Source organism: Microcoleus harperi Pol14_C6 (genome assembly GCF_036701295.1).
Classification (GTDB): domain Bacteria; phylum Cyanobacteriota; class Cyanobacteriia; order Cyanobacteriales; family Microcoleaceae; genus Microcoleus.
Map to the genome: position 1 here is coordinate 100,130 of NZ_JAUBQN010000005.1, position 14,948 is coordinate 115,077.

Consider the following 14,948-nt stretch of genomic DNA (forward strand, 5'->3'; position numbering starts at 1 on the left):
CAAGTCTGATAAACTAACCGTCATTCTTGTAGAGGCCCATTCACGCCCGATCGGCAATATCGGCCAGATATCGGCGCAAAACAGCCCCGACACCTGCCTATTATGGTCGATCGACCGGATTAGATAGCAGGAAAGCCATCATCCAGGTTCCAACCCGTAAAGCAGCAAGGCAAAAAACCGACCGCGCGATCATCGTGTTCGGCAACTGCGGAGGCTGGAAAAACAGCGGCTTTTGACCAAACTCAGACAGAACTGCGGCCCCAAAGTGTGTCTGCGGAGGTTAGGCTAGTGAAGAGAGGAAAAGAATAGTTACGATCGAGACTTGATTAGTCTACCTTGTAATTTATTACTCAGTTGTCAAGCCCAACAGTTTTGCATTCTCGCGATGAGCGAGACTCTTGGCACTTCCCACAAGTGGGGAACTCGACCGTCAAAGAACTTGGGTTTGATGGTAAAGCCCTTAGTAATATGTAAACACCTTACCGATAACTCGCCGGAACAATCTTGCAAGAAAACCCATGTCTAGTATGCAAAACCAATTCACGGTTCACTTCTGGGGCGTTAGAGGTAGCATAGCGTCTCCCGGGGCAGAAACAGTACGTTACGGGGGCAACACGCCCTGTGTAGAAATGCGAGTGGGTGACAGTCGCCTAATTTTCGATGGCGGTACTGGATTGCGGGTTTTGGGACAAACTCTCCTGTCCCAGATGCCCGTAAAAGCTCATATGTTTTTTACTCACTCTCACTGGGATCACATTCAAGGATTCCCATTTTTTGTCCCAGCTTTTATTCCTGGGAACTGCTTTCACATCTATGGGGCTATTGCTCCTAATAAGGCTACTATCCAGCAGCGCCTGCACGACCAGATGCTGCACCCCAATTTTCCGGTACCCCTGCAAATTATGGGGGCAGACCTCAAATTTAACGATATAGAAGTGGGAAAACCGCTGGAGCTCGGAGAGATTAAGGTGGAAACTGCTTTGTTGAACCATCCCGGAGAAGCGATAGGCTACCGCGTCAACTGGCGGGGGTATGCGGCTGCTTACGTGACTGATACCGAACATTTTCCCGATCGTTTAGACGAAAATGTGCTGTATTTGGCTCAGGATGCTGAGGTGCTGATCTACGACGCTACTTATACCGATGAGGAGTATTATGCCGAGAAGAGCAGCAAGGTCGGCTGGGGACATTCGACTTGGCAGGAAGCGGTGAAGGTGGCAAAGGCTGCTAATGTCAAAAAGTTGGTGATTTTTCACCACGACCCGCTGCACAATGACGAGTTTTTAGACAGGGTGGGAGAACAAGTGGCTCAAAGGTTCCCGAATAGCTTGATGGCGCGGGAAGGTTTGTCGTTACAATTGCTGCCTCCCGATAACGATTTGTCGGAAGCGTCGGTGCAAGCCCCTCAAGTGTCTGTCTGAGGGATTTGAGCTTGTCAGATGGTTCTGAAATCTTGCTCAGAGAAATCTGAAATTTAAGCGAGGGCTGACCTCACTCAAAGACGGATACCGTGCCACGTACTCCTGTCGTGGAAAACCAAAAAGTTTAGACCAAAGTTCAAACTTCCAGATTTATCTGTGGAGTCAATTCTAAAATCTAACATCTAAAATCTAACATCGACTGGCGATCGCAATCTGACTAAGTATGTCAAAATTTTAAGCGTGTGGGTAACTTCTTCTTGTACCGCTGCTCTGACTCCAACTTCTGTTGCCTTGGGAAACTTTGATGGTTTGCACCTAGGGCATCGACAAGTCGTGCAGCCAATTTTAAATCGATCGCCTGGACCAAATTCTGCGACGGTTTTTGCGTCGGGGCAAAACACGCGCTCAAACGTTGACACCGATCAAAATTTGCCAAGGGAATATCCGGCGACCTGCGAAAATGACTCAGCAGCACCGCCCGATCGAGCTGGCAGCACCCATAATTTCGAGGGTTTGATAGGCATTAGGGCCGACGGCAACAGCCTCTCTGGTCGCGATTCTGATGGGGTCGATCGACTTTACAGCACTGTGGTGACATTCGATCCGCACCCGCAAGAATTCTTTACGGGTCAACCGAAAAAACTGCTAACACCTCTGGCAGAAAAGGTAGAATTGCTCGCAGCAATGGGCGTCGAGCAACTTGTGCTGCTGCCGTTCGATCGAGAATTGGCGGCTTTGACTGCTTGTGAGTTTGTCGAGGAAATTTTGGTGCGGCAACTAAAAGCGAGTCGAATTAGTGTGGGGGTTGATTTTCGGTTTGGACGGGGACGCGCTGGAACGGCTGTGGATTTACAGTCGATCGCCGCCGGTTACGGTATTGATGTTGCTCTTGCACCCCTGCACAATTGCGGTGAGGGCGATCGGATCAGCAGTTCTGCAATCCGCGAAGGTCTGACATCTGGCGACCTCACAAGAGCGAATCAGTTGCTGGGGCGACCTTACAGTTTAGTCGGAACTGTGGTTGGCGGACAGCGGCTGGGCAGGACGATCGGATTTCCTACTGCTAATATCGAACTGCCGCCGGAAAAATTTTTGCCACGTTTTGGCGTGTATGCGGTGCGAGTCTCGCTGAAGCATGGATGGGAAAAGATGAAAGAGGAAAGTTCTTCCTATCAGCGGGAAAATCCCAAATCTCTAATTCCGGGTACAGCATCCAATTTATCTTTTGTCAATGGGGTGATGAATGTTGGCTGCCGCCCGACAGTAGACGGGCTGCAACCCACTGTGGAAGTTCACCTGTTAGATTGGTCTGGGGATTTGTACGGTCAAACCTTGAGCGCGAGTTTAGTAGAGTTTTTGCGACCCGAACAAAAATTCACTTCTCTGGATGCTCTCAAAACTCAAATTCAGGCAGATTGTGATATTGCTAGAAGCCTCTTAACTGCTAAAGTCTAATAATTATGTGATATAGAACGGGCGATCGGTTTTAAAAATGGTGCAAGATGAGTCAGACTAAATTCTAGTTGTACAAATCCGCAGTCCGCAAGGCAAAGACTCAAGATTTTGGCAGTTTGATGTTCGATCAACCATTAGCAATTAGCACTTAGTAATCAGGGATATGAGACAACATATTGAGCGGCTCAAACAAAATCTAAGCAAAACTATGGTCGGCAAAGCGGATGCTATTCGCTTGGTGCTGGTAGCCGTGCTTTCGGGTGGGCACGCGCTGCTGGAAGACGTGCCCGGTGTGGGAAAAACGCTGCTGGCGAAGTCTTTGGCGCGATCGATCGATGGGAAGTTTCAGCGGATTCAGTGCACTCCCGATTTGTTACCGACGGATATCACCGGTACTAATATTTGGAATCCGCGCAGTGGAGAGTTTGAGTTTTTGCCCGGCCCAGTTTTTGCTAATGTTTTGCTTGCCGATGAAATCAATCGGGCGACGCCGCGAACTCAGTCAGCTTTGCTGGAAGTGATGGAAGAAAAGCAGGTGACAGTAGATGGAGTTTCTCGAAATGTTCCGGCGCCGTTTTTTGTGATTGCGACTCAGAACCCGATCGAATATCAAGGCACTTTTCCGCTACCGGAAGCGCAAATGGATCGGTTTACTTTGTCTTTGACTTTGGGCTATCCCGCTGCGTTGGAAGAGTTGCAAATGTTGGAACGGCTTTCTGATAGTTTTGCAGTGGAAGATTTGCAGCCTTGTATTTCTTTGGAACAGGTGCAGGAACTGCGGCGTTTGTGCGCTGCGGTGAAGGTGGAAGGCTCTTTGAAACAGTATATGGTAGATTTGGTGCGATCGACGCGGGAGGATGAGGAGATTACTCTGGGGGTGAGTCCCCGGGGTGCGGTGGCGTTGCACCGGGCCTCCCAGGCTTTGGCATTTATGGAGGGCCGGGATTTTGCTACTGATGATGATGTTAAGTATGTGGCGCCGCACGTACTATCTCACCGTTTAATTCCGGCGGGGGGAAGGAGGGCTAAGGCAATTGTCGATCGATTGTTGCGCTCTGTTCCTATTCCTTAAAAAGTTTGTAAGTAGGTCGTTCTAATTAAATAAACAGGCAAGATGCCTGTTCCACAAAGAATGATTTTTATTATGGGATAGGCATGATGCTCGCCCTTATTATATCAAATCCGGTGGCATCGGAATTAATATTACCCACCGTCAGGAAACGGCAGTGCCGTTTCCCTACCATTAATAGGGCGAGAGTTACATCCGAGGGGGGCTAATGATTATTTTGGGGTAGGGAAACAGCATTGCCTTACTAATTTTTTAATCACGGCTTAATAGCACTCTCAAACAGCGCGACTAATTTTTTGGCCTCTAAATCAACATTGTGTTGTTGAGTAACTCTCTCGGCTCCTGTTTTCCCCATTTGTTCTAGCTTTTCTAAAGGTGCTTCCAATACTGCGCGCATCGCTACCGCTAATGCTTCTGCGGAACCGGGAGGAACTAACCAACCGCAAACACCGGGTTCTACGAGCTCGGGAATGCCAGCAACATAAGTGCTAATTACGGGCCGATTGAGAGCGAGGGCTTCCATAATGACGACGGGCAAACCTTCAGCAAAACTCGGCAATACCATTGCCCGCGAAGCTAAAATCTCTTGCTGAACTCGATCGCCACTGGCCCACCCGGTAATTTCTATATGATTTTGCAAGCCGAGTTGCACAATCTGCTGTTCAATATCCGATCGCAGCGGCCCGTCTCCTACAAGTACCAACTTAAACTGCAAGCCTTGAACTGCTAGCAAGTTAGCAGCTTCTAGCAATAACAAATGACCTTTTTGTTCGCTGAGCCGGCCAATGCAAGCTAAGCGGGGTGCTGCGGGTATGGGAACGTAGGGTGCAGCTAAAAATGCGGCATCTACGCCGCAGTGTATGACGTGAATTTTTGACCAAAAAGTGCGATCGCACCACCGAAAAAGCTGACTTTTACCGAAGGAACTAACCGCTGCTACAAAGGTCGATCGTTTAATTTTTTCGTCTAAGGAAAGAAGTGTGGCTTTATCAAATTCTTCAGGGCCGTGAACGGTGAAACTGTAACTCGGACCGCCAAGCACGCGGCACAGCATTGCGACTGTTGTGGAATTTGTCCCGAAGTGAGCGTGAACGTGTGCGATACCCGATTCTGCAAACCAATTTAAAAGAATGCAAGCTTCTGCTAAATAAGCTAGATGCAGCAAAATCCCCCGTTCCGAGTGCCAGCCAACTTTAAACATTAACCGCACAGCTTCGATGAATCGAATGGGTCTAGTTGCCGCAACTCGAAGCAAACCCCACGCTAACCCCTTTACACCAACTCCTAAGATTACTTTAGTCAATTCTTGCTCTAGTTTGTCCGCCTTATCAACGAGTTCAGACTCGCAGGATCGGATCGAAAATCTTGCGACTTTCATGCCGCAATTTTCAACGGCTAGGACTTCTCTGCGGACAAAGCTGTGGCTGACTTTGGGATATTGGTTGACTAAATAAGCGATGTTCATGAACGGGGAGAAAATTTTATGGTAAAACTTAGATTAGTTTAGCCTTTGACCGCAGTACGTGGGCAACAAATTTAGCTGATTTGTTGAGCTTATTTGAGCAGGGGCGGAGGGCGATCGCTTTTGGTGGGATGGGGGAAGTGACAGCGGGGCGATCGCTATTTCGGCGAGAGGAAATCAATCCACACATTTTACATTTTTAATACAATAGTCACGACACTTTTTAGGTAGTAGTCACAAACCCTTGATTTTCACGCAGGCAGCTCGATCGCCATGAAAGCCTTTTTTTAGGGTTAGCAATCAAAAACTGTCTGAAGTATTTTCATGTGCAAACCACTCCCAACCCGGTTTAACAGCCCCCTGTTTACCTCAATAATTAGTAATTATTCAACCTGCAATTCCATCTAATTTCCTATTGTCACCTAAATTTTCCCGAAAATCACCAGCCCGAAAAATAATCACCCAAATCCCCAAAAAACCAGTAATTCTCCCAACTCTCACAACTCCCTCAACTGTCGCCACCAACGATTTTTCTGAGGCGAGTTGCTCTGCATCTACCCAAGATGACAGCAAATAAGGTAAAGTAAACGGCACAAGAGTCTAGAACTCTCCAACAACCGCAACTCGGCAAACCCGCCCCTGGCCAGCAAAACTGGCAGATACAGGCGGCATTAACCGCTAACCGTCAACCCCTAACAACCCAGAAAAATGCAAACCTACTACTACGTTTTAGCCAGCCAACGCTTTTTGCTAGAAGAAGAAGCCCTAGATGAAGTGTTTAAAGAAAGAACTCGCAACTACAACGAACAAGAAAAACAAATAGACTTCTGGTTGGTCAAACAGCCTGCTTTCCTAGAAGCACCGACAATGGCAGAAGTTAAAGCAAAATGCCCTCAGCCAGCCGCCGCTATTATTTCTACCGATCCTGTCTTCATCACCTGGTTGAAACTGCGATTAGAATATGTACTGACAGGTGAATTTCAAGCACCATCAGCAACTATTCCCGATGCCCTTGCATCCCTACAGACAGCATGAACAAAATAGCAAAATATCCGACAAAACAACTAACAATAACTAGGGGTAAATTGTACAAATTTATTTTGTCTCTCCCCCTATTTTCTGCTACCTCGATCGCCCTTTTGGTATTGACAATTTTATCGAGTTCTGTTAAAGCTCAGTCGGGCTGCAAGCCGCCCCAGTCCGATGAATATCTACTGTTAATTGTCACCCCAACACCCGAACAGCAAGAAAGAGCAAAACGCTCTTTCCCTGGAAATACTAACAACACAGTTTGTCGGTACATTAATGACACGGTGACGCGAGTGGGTGGCTTTCGGGACTCGCAAATCGCCAGCGATTGGGTTAAATACATCGAAGAAGTTGTCGGATTGCAAGCTTACGTAGTACGATCGCCCGCAGCGGCACTACCCCAAAATTTGCCAGTCTACAACCCTCAGCCAGCACCAGGTTCTGAACAAATCACTAATCCTCCAAGCGGCAATCTTGCCTTCAATCCCCAACCCCTGGGGCCTGGTTATGCAGTGTTAGTAGATTACTTCAATCAACCTGAATTAGCCGCCGAAGTCAGGCAAGCATTAGGTACGCAAGTAGGGTTAGCTTCCTACGGCCAGCGTCCCTTTTTATTCGTCGCTTATACAACGGATCAAAACGCCGCTACTGCGGCAGTAAAAACATTGAGCGATCGAGGTTTTTGGCCGATGTTAGTAGACAGCCGCCGAGTTACCGTAATTGCTCCCGCTGTTCGCTAAAAGATAATCTACCCCCACGATTATTGGCATGGTGAAATCACTACTACACCCAAAGTCCTAGCAGAGGGGGACTAATAACAATTATTGTTGTTGTTGTTTGGATTCTAGCGGGCTGCTTCCTAGCTGAATTTCTGCCCGCTTTTTTGCTTCCATTGCCGCTCCGTAATCCGGTTTGTAGCGAATTGCTTTGTCATAGGAGGCGATCGCATCTTCGTATCTTTTTACCGCTACAAGTGCATTACCGCGGCTGTACCAGGCTTCGGAGTAGTCTTGCTTGACATAAACGGCTTCGTTGTAAGACACTAGCGCATCTTCGTACCGATTCAAATTGTACTGAGCATTTCCTCTATTGTACCACACCTGATATTCTTTCGGATTTAAATCTAAGGCTCTGTTATAACACTCAATTGCTTGTTCGTACTTGCGTAATTCGTGGTACGACCAACCTAAATTGTACCACGCTTGATAATAATCCGGTTTTAATTTAACAGCTTTTTCGTAAGCTTCTACCGCTTCTTCATGTCGGCGCATTTTTAGCAAAGCGATGCCTTTACTGTACCAGGCTTGATAAAAATTTGGCTGAAACCGCACGGCTTTTTCGTAGGCTTCAAAAGCTTCTTTATTTTTGTTTAATTCTAGGAAAACATTGCCTAAGTTATACCAAGCTTCAAAATTATCGAATTTAATTTCAACTGCTTTTTGATAGGATTCTACGGCTCGATCGTACTCTTTTAATTTTTGGTAAGCTTGTCCCCGATTGTACCAAGCACGGTACAAGTTGGGCTGAAATTGTACCGCTTTTTCGTAGGAGGCGATCGCTTCTTCGTACCGCTGCGAATCTAACAGAGTATCGCCTCTGCCTTCCCACGCGGCGGCATAGTCTGGCTGGATTTTCAAAGCGTTATCAAAAGATGCGATCGCCTCTTGAGACTGTTGCAACTTCTCCAAAGCATAACCGCGTCCCGTCCAAGCTTCCAGGTATTCCGGCTTTAATTCTATGGCTTTATCATAAGCTGACTGCGATTCTCGATATTTTTTCAATTCATATAAAGTTTTGGCTTTTTCCTGCCAAACTTCCGCGTAGTCCGGCCTGAGAGTTATTGCTCGCTCGTAAGCTGCCAGAGCTTCTTCAAAGCGGCTTAAATTGTAAAGAGTATTGCCTCGGTTATATAGGTCAGTTGCATTTGCCGCATTAAAAGTATTTACACCATAAATTGATGCTAAGATAGTGACGCCTATTAAACTGGCGATTGACAATATTTTTAAATAGAGTTTTTTTCGGGATTTTACAGGCTTATTCGCAGCAGCAACCGGAGGCAATACAGGAACTGTACCGCTGAAATAATTTTTCAATTCTTTAATAGCTTGCAGCGTTTCGCCGGCACTAGAATAACGTTGCCGAAAATCGTACTTTACCATCTTATCTAAAATCTTCGCAAATTCAGGACTGACTGATGTTTTGTCCTGCCAAATAATTTCCTCTGTATCGGGGTCTTTTGGCATTTGGTGAGGATTTATGCCAGTGAGGAACTGAATTGCGATCGCACCTGCGGCATAGATATCGCTGCTGAGTTTCGGGTTGCCGTGAGCTTGTTCGCTGGGCATATAACCGGGAGTACCGATGCTCACACTCAAGCTATTTTTGATCTGAGGACTGGTGATTTGAGTAGTAATTTCTTTGACTGCGCCGAAGTCAATTAAAACTAATTTTCCGTCTCTATCTCGGCGGAGGATATTGCGTGGATTTACATCGCGGTGAATCACATTTTGCTGGTGTACGAAATCTAAAATTTCCAGAAGTTCTTGCAATATACAAATGACTTGATCTTCCTGCATGATTCCCGCATTTCCAGGGGAAGCGGCCGTAATTTCTTGACCTAAATCGTGACCTTCTATAAATTCTTGAACGAGATAGAACTCTTGATTCTCTTCAAAAAAAGCAAAAAGTCTGGGAATGCGATCGTGATTTCCCAACTTGTACAAAACTTGGGCTTCGGTATCGAATAAACGTCTTGCTACCTTTAGAGTTTCCGGATCGGTTGCGTGAGGTTTAAGCTGCTTGACGACGCAGAGGTGATTGCCTGGTAGCTGCTTATCTTCAGCTAAATAAGTTTGAGCAAATCCGCCGCCTCCCAAGTGACGGATAATACTGTAGCGATTGCCGAGTGTTATTCCAAGCATGAAATTCACCTAATATTTCCTAGTCGTTTGGAGAATTAGCTTCCAACCAAGCTGTCACATCTTCCGCATTTGAAAATTCTAACATGGCCTCTCTAATTTTTTTAATTGGTCGAACCGCCACTGGGGAGTTTAAATTTTAATAAAATCAATTTTAGGATGAAATCCTTTGTGCAGTTCTTCAATCATTAATTGAGTTCCATCAGTTTTTGCTGTCTTGTACAAAGCTAGCTGGTCTAATGCCTGCCGATTTATAACTTGAATTTCCATAATTACAACAGACGTGTCGTTGTTGAGTTTTGCGATCGCCTCTAAGTAGCTATTTTTAGTTTTGATGTCAGGCGCGCGGTGCGAACTTTACTGTGACAGTCTGTTTGCTTTCTTTCTTGTTCCCTCCCCTTAGTAAGGGGAGGGTTAGGGTGGGGTTCTAGATTTTTGCTGACATGGGGATGCTCCCACTCTAACTTAACTTTGAACCGATTTCAAAATTTCATCATCGACTGAAAAATCTATTTCAGCTTTGTCCCGTCCCGAAACTACATAATCATTCTGAAAAGAATCTTTCAATCCAGAAAGTAAGTCAAATTCCGGCTGCCAGTTAAGATCGGTGACAGCTTTATTAACTGAAGCAAAAAAATGCTGCAATCGCATCGGAAAAGCTTTCTTTTTGCCGAAGTCAAATTGTTTCGGATCGTAGTGTACAATCTTAATAGCATCAAGGGATTTGCCTGCGGCTTGAATGCAGGCGCGTGCTAAACCGTCAAAGGTGACAAATCGATCGCCCGAAACGTTGTAAATTTGCCCGATTGCCCTAGAGTTGCCCAAAACCGCCGCCATTGCTTTAGCCAAATCCTGACAGTGCCCCAACTGCGTGAAGTGCATTCCGTTACCGGGAATAGGAATCGGTCGATCGCGCACAATGCGATCGAAAAACCAAGCCTCTAAATCGTTATAATTTTGGGGGCCGTAAATGTAAGTCGGGCGAATCGAAGTCCAAGGCAAACCCGATGCGGCCAAGTAATTTTCGGTTTCGCATTTACCCAAATGCCGGCTTTTAGGATCGGTAGCGTCCCCTTCGATATGAGGCATTTGATCCGACTTCAAATAAACCCCCGCAGAGCTCATGTAAACAAAGTGCTGCACCCGCCCTTTAAATATTTCAGCTAAAGGCTTTGTATCGCTGAGTTCGCGGCCGTTGTTGTCAAAAACAGCGTCAAACTCGACCGTCGATAACTTTTCTTGCAATTGTTCGACATTTGTGCGATCGCCCTGAATCTGTTTTACCCCCGCAACCGGTACAGGCTTGTTGCCCCGGTTAAACAACACCACTTCATGTCCTTGTGCTGCTAGAATCTTAGTAAGATAAACCCCGATAAACCGAGTACCGCCCATCATTAAAATTCGCATTATTTTCGATGCTCCTTACAGTTAGTGTAAACATCTTACAATAAAGTTATGCCTTACGGAGAAACCATTTTTTTTAATAAAACACATATTAACAGCGATCAGCCCTGCTACGAAAAACCGGAACGCTTGAGTTTTTATGTGCAAATCCTAAATGTCATTTTTGTGCTTTACTAAAGTGCGAGCGCTCACAATAAACATAACTTTAATTGGCATAAAATAACCCTATGCAAGTTCCCCGGCTGCATCCAGAAACAATCGAAGAAGTTAAACAAAGAGCAGACATAGTAGATGTCATTTCCGGTCGCGTCGTGTTGCGAAAACGCGGCAAAGAATTTGTAGGTTTGTGTCCTTTTCACGATGAAAAATCTCCCAGCTTTACCGTCAGTCCAGGCAAACAAATGTATTATTGTTTCGGCTGCGGTGCAGGCGGCAATGCTTTTAAGTTTCTCATGGAACTGGAGAAACGCCCTTTCAGCGAAGTAGTATTAGAATTAGCTAAAAATTATCAAGTCGCGGTCAAAACTGTCGAACCCGAACACCGACAAGAATTGCAGCGGCAAATTTCTCTGCGGGAACAACTATATGAAATCTCAGCACTAACAGCCAACTTTTACGAACACGCTTTGCGGCAAACCCAAGGAGAAGAACCCTTAGCATATCTCAAATCAGAGCGCCAGCTAAGCGAAGAAACTATCCAACAATTTCAATTAGGTTATGCACCCCAAGGTTGGGAAGCACTTTACAGTTATTTAGTAGAACAGAAAAACTATCCGGCCCAATTAGTCGAACAAGCTGGATTAATTGTACCCCGAAAAAATGGCGGCAGCGGTTATTACGATCGCTTCCGCAATCGCATTATGATTCCCATTCGCGACACCCAAGGCAGAGTCATCGGTTTCGGCGGCAGAGCTCTCGGCGACGAACAGCCGAAATACCTCAATTCTCCCGAAACAGAACTCTTCGACAAAGGCAAAACTTTATTCGCCTTAGATACAGCGAAAACAGCCATTAGCAAAGCCGATCGCGCAGTGGTGGTAGAAGGGTACTTTGATGCGATCGCACTTCACGCCGCCGGCATCTCCAACGCCGTCGCTTCCCTCGGCACAGCGTTAAGTTTAAACCAAGTGCGGCAGTTATTGCGGTACACTGACTCCAAACAAATTATCCTCAACTTCGACGCCGACAAAGCAGGAACTCAAGCAGCAGAACGCGCTATTGGAGAAATAGAAAAACTCGCTTATCAAGGAGAAGTGCAACTGCGGGTGCTCAATATTCCCGACGGCAAAGATGCCGACGAATACCTCAAAACGTACTCCCCAGAACAATATCGAGAATTGCTCGAAAATGCTCCGTTGTGGATCGACTGGCAACTGCAACAAATGCTCGTCAATCAAAATTTAAAGCAAGCCGATACTTCCCAGCAAGTCACCAAAAAAATCATTAATTTATTAACCAATATCACTGACGACAATCAGCTAGCACATTACCTGCAAAAATGCGCCGAGATTCTGAGTAAAGGAGATTTTAGACTCACAAAAATGATTGCTGAAAACTTGCTCAATCAAGTAGTCAGCGATTGGACCAAGCGGCAGGGTCAAGACGAATCTTTAACAATGCCCCTGTTAATTAGAAACAAGCTGAAGCCGAACAAACAATATAAAAAGCAGCGTGCCAGTGGCGAAAACAAAAACTCAAAATCCAGCTTATCTGCCGTAGCGCGCAGTCTTTTAGAAGAAGCAGAAGCGCAATTATTGCAGATTTATTTGCACTGTCCCGAATATCGCCAAGATGTCAGAGAAGCAATAGAAGCTAGAGACGTGCAGTTTAGCCTTTCTCACCACAGATTTTTGTGGCATCAGATTGTGAATGCAGAAATATTGCACAAAATGTCTTTACAAGTAGCGCCTTCAGAGTTAATATTAAAATTGCAAGATAGCTTCATTGAATATCCCAATCAATTCCATCAAATTTCGCATTTATTTCACTTAAATGAGTTCTCAGAAAGAAACGTTTATCGCGCCCCTCTAGTCATTAGATCTGCCCTCGCCTGTATCGAGCAAATTATTAGCATGAAGCGGCGCCGGATTGCACTTAATATGTGGGAAAAAGCCAAGGCCGCTAGCAGTGGCGAAGAGGCTATAGAATATCATCAACTCTTCTGTGCCGAACAAGAATGGCTCAAGGAATTAGAGCGGCTGCGTCAAGTTAATTTTTACGATTTAACATCCGTACCTTGGGGCTAATACCCTTTTAGATTTGAGATTTTAGATTGCGGATGACTCGTTCGGTATAGGTTTGATGTTTACCAGCAGTTACATTTTTTCAACTGATTTAATTAATAAAGTCATTAGTACAAACAGGTTTGTACTAATGACTTTATTACTTTATTCAACGAGGCTTTTAATAGTCGCAAAAAAGAGTTTCGCGAGTATCTCTACCCGTCACGGGATTAGTACCTTTTGCCACTTTACAAAGTTTTTCTATCATATCGTCTCGCAGCAGGGTCTCAGTAAAATCTGCACCGTCAATGATAGCTCCTTCCAGCCTGGTATTGTAAGCGAAAGCACCCTCAAGGATAGCATTAGTTAAATTTGCTTTCATCATGCGAGCCAAATCTAAAGTCGCACCCGTGAAATTAGCGCCTTCTAAATTTGCTTCTTCCATATTGGCCGCAAAAAAGCTGACGCCCCGCAAATCTGCATTAGTAAAATTGCTGTTGCGAAGATTGGCTTTATTAAAGCTGTCGTCAGTCAGAACTTGCCCAGTAAAATCAGCGCCGACTAGGATTTCTTTGTCGTGATCCAAAGCGAAAGCAGGTGCGGGATTAATACCGATCGCCCCAGCCGCAATTACTGCTAAAATAACAAAACTCAGCAAGAAAGTATAAATATTTTTGCCATGTTGGCGAATTCGAGAAATCATCATACAAGTTCAAGCTAATGAGCAGTCGTGACAGTTCAGAATTGAATTCTACCAGAAAGCGCGTCAAGCTTAGCTATCCCGTAGGGAATCGCCCGTTAGCGACGGCTAACTCCAATTCCCCCCAATCCCCAAACTCTAGGGATATCGGCACATTGGGAGAAAACTTAGTCGCCGAGTGGTTGCAGCAGCAAGGTTGGGAAATTTTGCACCGGCAGTGGCACTGTCGCTGGGGAGAGATTGACATCATCGCACTCGGAAGAGATGAAGAAAGCGCAAAAAACCGAGGCTTTCCCAATCACACATCCCCAACATTAGCATTTGTAGAGGTAAAAACTCGCGGCCGGGGAAATTGGGATGCTGGTGGAATGTTGGCTGTTACTAGCACAAAACAAGCCAAACTTTGGCAAACAGCCGAAATATTTTTAAGCACTCATCCAGATTTAGCCAATAATTATTGTCGCTTTGATGTCGCCTTAGTCAGGTGCGAACCTTCACAACAAAACACCAAGCAAATATTACCAGCATTAACAGCAGCGAACTCTCAATCCGCCGTTGCAGGAAACTATCGACTCACCCTGCAAGAATACATTCCCTCGGCTTTTAGCAATTAAAAATATATAATTAAAATTTAGAGGGTAAAATCTCAAAGCAATACCACTAGGTAATTTTTAATTGTTAACTTTCCTAGGCTGTCGCGCTTTTCTCTCTTGAGCTTTAACTGAGCTGAAAAAAGCGTTAAATCTTCTCCCGCTTTCCCCTTCTCTCCCTCTCCTGTTCTGTCATCACAGTTAATTTATATGCGTAGCAATCTAGGCCAGAGTTTCCGGGCAATATCCCAGACCCTTGACAAACTGCTGGCGAAACGCTTCAATTTCTTTGCGGTCAGGGCTGCCGTGACAAACCACTGCCACCTGGTAGCGGCGCATCACGCTCAGGGGTGACTGTCCGGTTTCCAAACTCCAAAGCGCCATTTGCAAGCGAATTTCAGGATCGTAAGGAATCCCGAGTTCGTTCATAAAAGCCCGAAAATCCCCGTGCATTTCTGGAGTTAAATATTGGCTCATTTTCACCTTTACCACCCAGCCGTCAATTTGGTGAATAACAGTGATAAATTGCAAGGGAAGATGATGAGCCGTGCGTAGGTAATCCACGACTCTCAGAGTAAGGCTAGTATTGGCGATGTAGTAGAGGTATTCCATAACGATCCTTATGAGCAAAGCTGATGCTACACCTCTATCCTCGCGGGCTATACCCGCGACCACAAG

Annotated in this window: 14 protein-coding genes; 7 read left to right on the forward strand and 7 right to left on the reverse strand. The window is 45.6% G+C overall.

Going from position 1 to position 14,948, the window contains the following annotated elements; all coding sequences use genetic code 11:
* Positions 1-518: 518 nt before the first annotated feature.
* The 3 genes from QUA27_RS06020 to QUA27_RS06030 all read left to right on the forward strand — a co-directional run bounded on the left by QUA27_RS06020 (position 519) and on the right by QUA27_RS06030 (position 3,948).
* The gene (locus QUA27_RS06020) at positions 519-1,421 is read left to right on the forward strand and encodes an MBL fold metallo-hydrolase (protein WP_333042449.1); all 903 of its coding nucleotides are present in this window, start codon (positions 519-521) and stop codon (positions 1,419-1,421) included.
* 240 nt (positions 1,422-1,661) lie between these two features.
* The gene (locus QUA27_RS06025) at positions 1,662-2,876 is read left to right on the forward strand and encodes a bifunctional riboflavin kinase/FAD synthetase (protein WP_333066984.1); all 1,215 of its coding nucleotides are present in this window, start codon (positions 1,662-1,664) and stop codon (positions 2,874-2,876) included.
* 163 nt (positions 2,877-3,039) lie between these two features.
* The gene (locus tag QUA27_RS06030; RefSeq protein WP_333066985.1) at positions 3,040-3,948 is read left to right on the forward strand and encodes an AAA family ATPase; all 909 of its coding nucleotides are present in this window, start codon (positions 3,040-3,042) and stop codon (positions 3,946-3,948) included.
* Positions 3,949-4,201: 253 nt separating this feature from the next.
* Here QUA27_RS06030 and QUA27_RS06035 read toward each other — a convergent pair whose 3' ends face one another.
* Positions 4,202-5,410, reverse strand: a complete 1,209-nt coding sequence (locus QUA27_RS06035) for a glycosyltransferase (protein ID WP_333066986.1) — start codon at positions 5,408-5,410, stop codon at positions 4,202-4,204.
* A gap of 384 nt (positions 5,411-5,794) precedes the next feature.
* Positions 5,795-6,001, reverse strand: coding sequence for a hypothetical protein (locus QUA27_RS06040; RefSeq protein ID WP_333066987.1), 207 nt, complete (start codon positions 5,999-6,001; stop codon positions 5,795-5,797).
* 114 nt (positions 6,002-6,115) lie between these two features.
* Between QUA27_RS06040 and QUA27_RS06045 the strand changes: the two genes are divergently transcribed.
* Together QUA27_RS06045 and QUA27_RS06050 are read left to right on the forward strand one after the other, a co-directional pair.
* The gene (locus QUA27_RS06045; protein ID WP_333042436.1) at positions 6,116-6,442 is read left to right on the forward strand and encodes an MgPME-cyclase complex family protein; all 327 of its coding nucleotides are present in this window, start codon (positions 6,116-6,118) and stop codon (positions 6,440-6,442) included.
* Positions 6,439-7,176, forward strand: coding sequence for a hypothetical protein (locus QUA27_RS06050; RefSeq protein WP_333066988.1), 738 nt, complete (start codon positions 6,439-6,441; stop codon positions 7,174-7,176). The genes QUA27_RS06045 and QUA27_RS06050 overlap by 4 nt, the downstream gene beginning before the upstream one ends.
* A gap of 81 nt (positions 7,177-7,257) precedes the next feature.
* Here the strand turns inward: QUA27_RS06050 and QUA27_RS06055 are convergent, their stop codons facing one another.
* From QUA27_RS06055 to QUA27_RS06065, 3 genes are all read right to left on the reverse strand, one after another.
* Entirely contained in the window at positions 7,258-9,357 is a 2,100-nt protein-coding gene (locus tag QUA27_RS06055) for a tetratricopeptide repeat protein (RefSeq protein WP_333066989.1), read from the reverse strand.
* A 129-nt stretch (positions 9,358-9,486) separates the two neighbouring features.
* The gene (locus QUA27_RS06060) at positions 9,487-9,624 is read right to left on the reverse strand and encodes a hypothetical protein (RefSeq protein ID WP_333066990.1); all 138 of its coding nucleotides are present in this window, start codon (positions 9,622-9,624) and stop codon (positions 9,487-9,489) included.
* Between the two features lie 195 nt (positions 9,625-9,819).
* Positions 9,820-10,761 carry an NAD-dependent epimerase/dehydratase family protein gene (locus tag QUA27_RS06065; protein ID WP_333066991.1) on the reverse strand — a complete coding sequence of 314 codons (942 nt, stop codon included), beginning with the start codon at positions 10,759-10,761 and terminating at the stop codon, positions 9,820-9,822.
* A 224-nt stretch (positions 10,762-10,985) separates the two neighbouring features.
* Here QUA27_RS06065 and dnaG point away from each other — a divergent pair, with 224 nt between their 5' ends.
* Positions 10,986-13,004, forward strand: coding sequence for a DNA primase (dnaG, locus tag QUA27_RS06070; RefSeq protein ID WP_333066992.1), 2,019 nt, complete (start codon positions 10,986-10,988; stop codon positions 13,002-13,004).
* 157 nt (positions 13,005-13,161) lie between these two features.
* Here dnaG and QUA27_RS06075 read toward each other — a convergent pair whose 3' ends face one another.
* Positions 13,162-13,686, reverse strand: a complete 525-nt coding sequence (locus QUA27_RS06075; RefSeq protein ID WP_333066993.1) for a pentapeptide repeat-containing protein — start codon at positions 13,684-13,686, stop codon at positions 13,162-13,164.
* Between the two features lie 14 nt (positions 13,687-13,700).
* On the opposite strand from QUA27_RS06075, the gene QUA27_RS06080 reads away from it, so the two are divergent.
* Entirely contained in the window at positions 13,701-14,294 is a 594-nt protein-coding gene (locus QUA27_RS06080) for a YraN family protein (RefSeq protein WP_333066994.1), read from the forward strand.
* A 198-nt stretch (positions 14,295-14,492) separates the two neighbouring features.
* Here the strand turns inward: QUA27_RS06080 and QUA27_RS06085 are convergent, their stop codons facing one another.
* Complete coding sequence (locus tag QUA27_RS06085; protein ID WP_006632408.1) at positions 14,493-14,882, reverse strand: hypothetical protein; 390 nt, start codon at positions 14,880-14,882, stop codon at positions 14,493-14,495.
* Between the last annotated feature and the right edge of the window lie 66 nt (positions 14,883-14,948).

Bases quoted from the DNA above. Each gene is read 5' to 3' on its own strand.
- QUA27_RS06020 (WP_333042449.1), top strand. From the start codon at position 519: ATGTCTAGTATGCAAAACCAATTCACGGTTCACTTCTGGGGCGTTAGA.
- QUA27_RS06030 (WP_333066985.1), top strand. From the start codon at position 3,040: ATGAGACAACATATTGAGCGGCTCAAACAAAATCTAAGCAAAACTATG.
- QUA27_RS06035 (WP_333066986.1), bottom strand. From the start codon at position 5,410: ATGAACATCGCTTATTTAGTCAACCAATATCCCAAAGTCAGCCACAGC.
- QUA27_RS06045 (WP_333042436.1), top strand. From the start codon at position 6,116: ATGCAAACCTACTACTACGTTTTAGCCAGCCAACGCTTTTTGCTAGAA.
- QUA27_RS06050 (WP_333066988.1), top strand. From the start codon at position 6,439: ATGAACAAAATAGCAAAATATCCGACAAAACAACTAACAATAACTAGG.
- QUA27_RS06055 (WP_333066989.1), bottom strand. From the start codon at position 9,357: ATGCTTGGAATAACACTCGGCAATCGCTACAGTATTATCCGTCACTTG.
- QUA27_RS06060 (WP_333066990.1), bottom strand. From the start codon at position 9,624: ATGGAAATTCAAGTTATAAATCGGCAGGCATTAGACCAGCTAGCTTTG.
- QUA27_RS06065 (WP_333066991.1), bottom strand. From the start codon at position 10,761: ATGCGAATTTTAATGATGGGCGGTACTCGGTTTATCGGGGTTTATCTT.
- dnaG (WP_333066992.1), top strand. From the start codon at position 10,986: ATGCAAGTTCCCCGGCTGCATCCAGAAACAATCGAAGAAGTTAAACAA.
- QUA27_RS06075 (WP_333066993.1), bottom strand. From the start codon at position 13,686: ATGATGATTTCTCGAATTCGCCAACATGGCAAAAATATTTATACTTTC.
- QUA27_RS06080 (WP_333066994.1), top strand. From the start codon at position 13,701: ATGAGCAGTCGTGACAGTTCAGAATTGAATTCTACCAGAAAGCGCGTC.
- QUA27_RS06085 (WP_006632408.1), bottom strand. From the start codon at position 14,882: ATGGAATACCTCTACTACATCGCCAATACTAGCCTTACTCTGAGAGTC.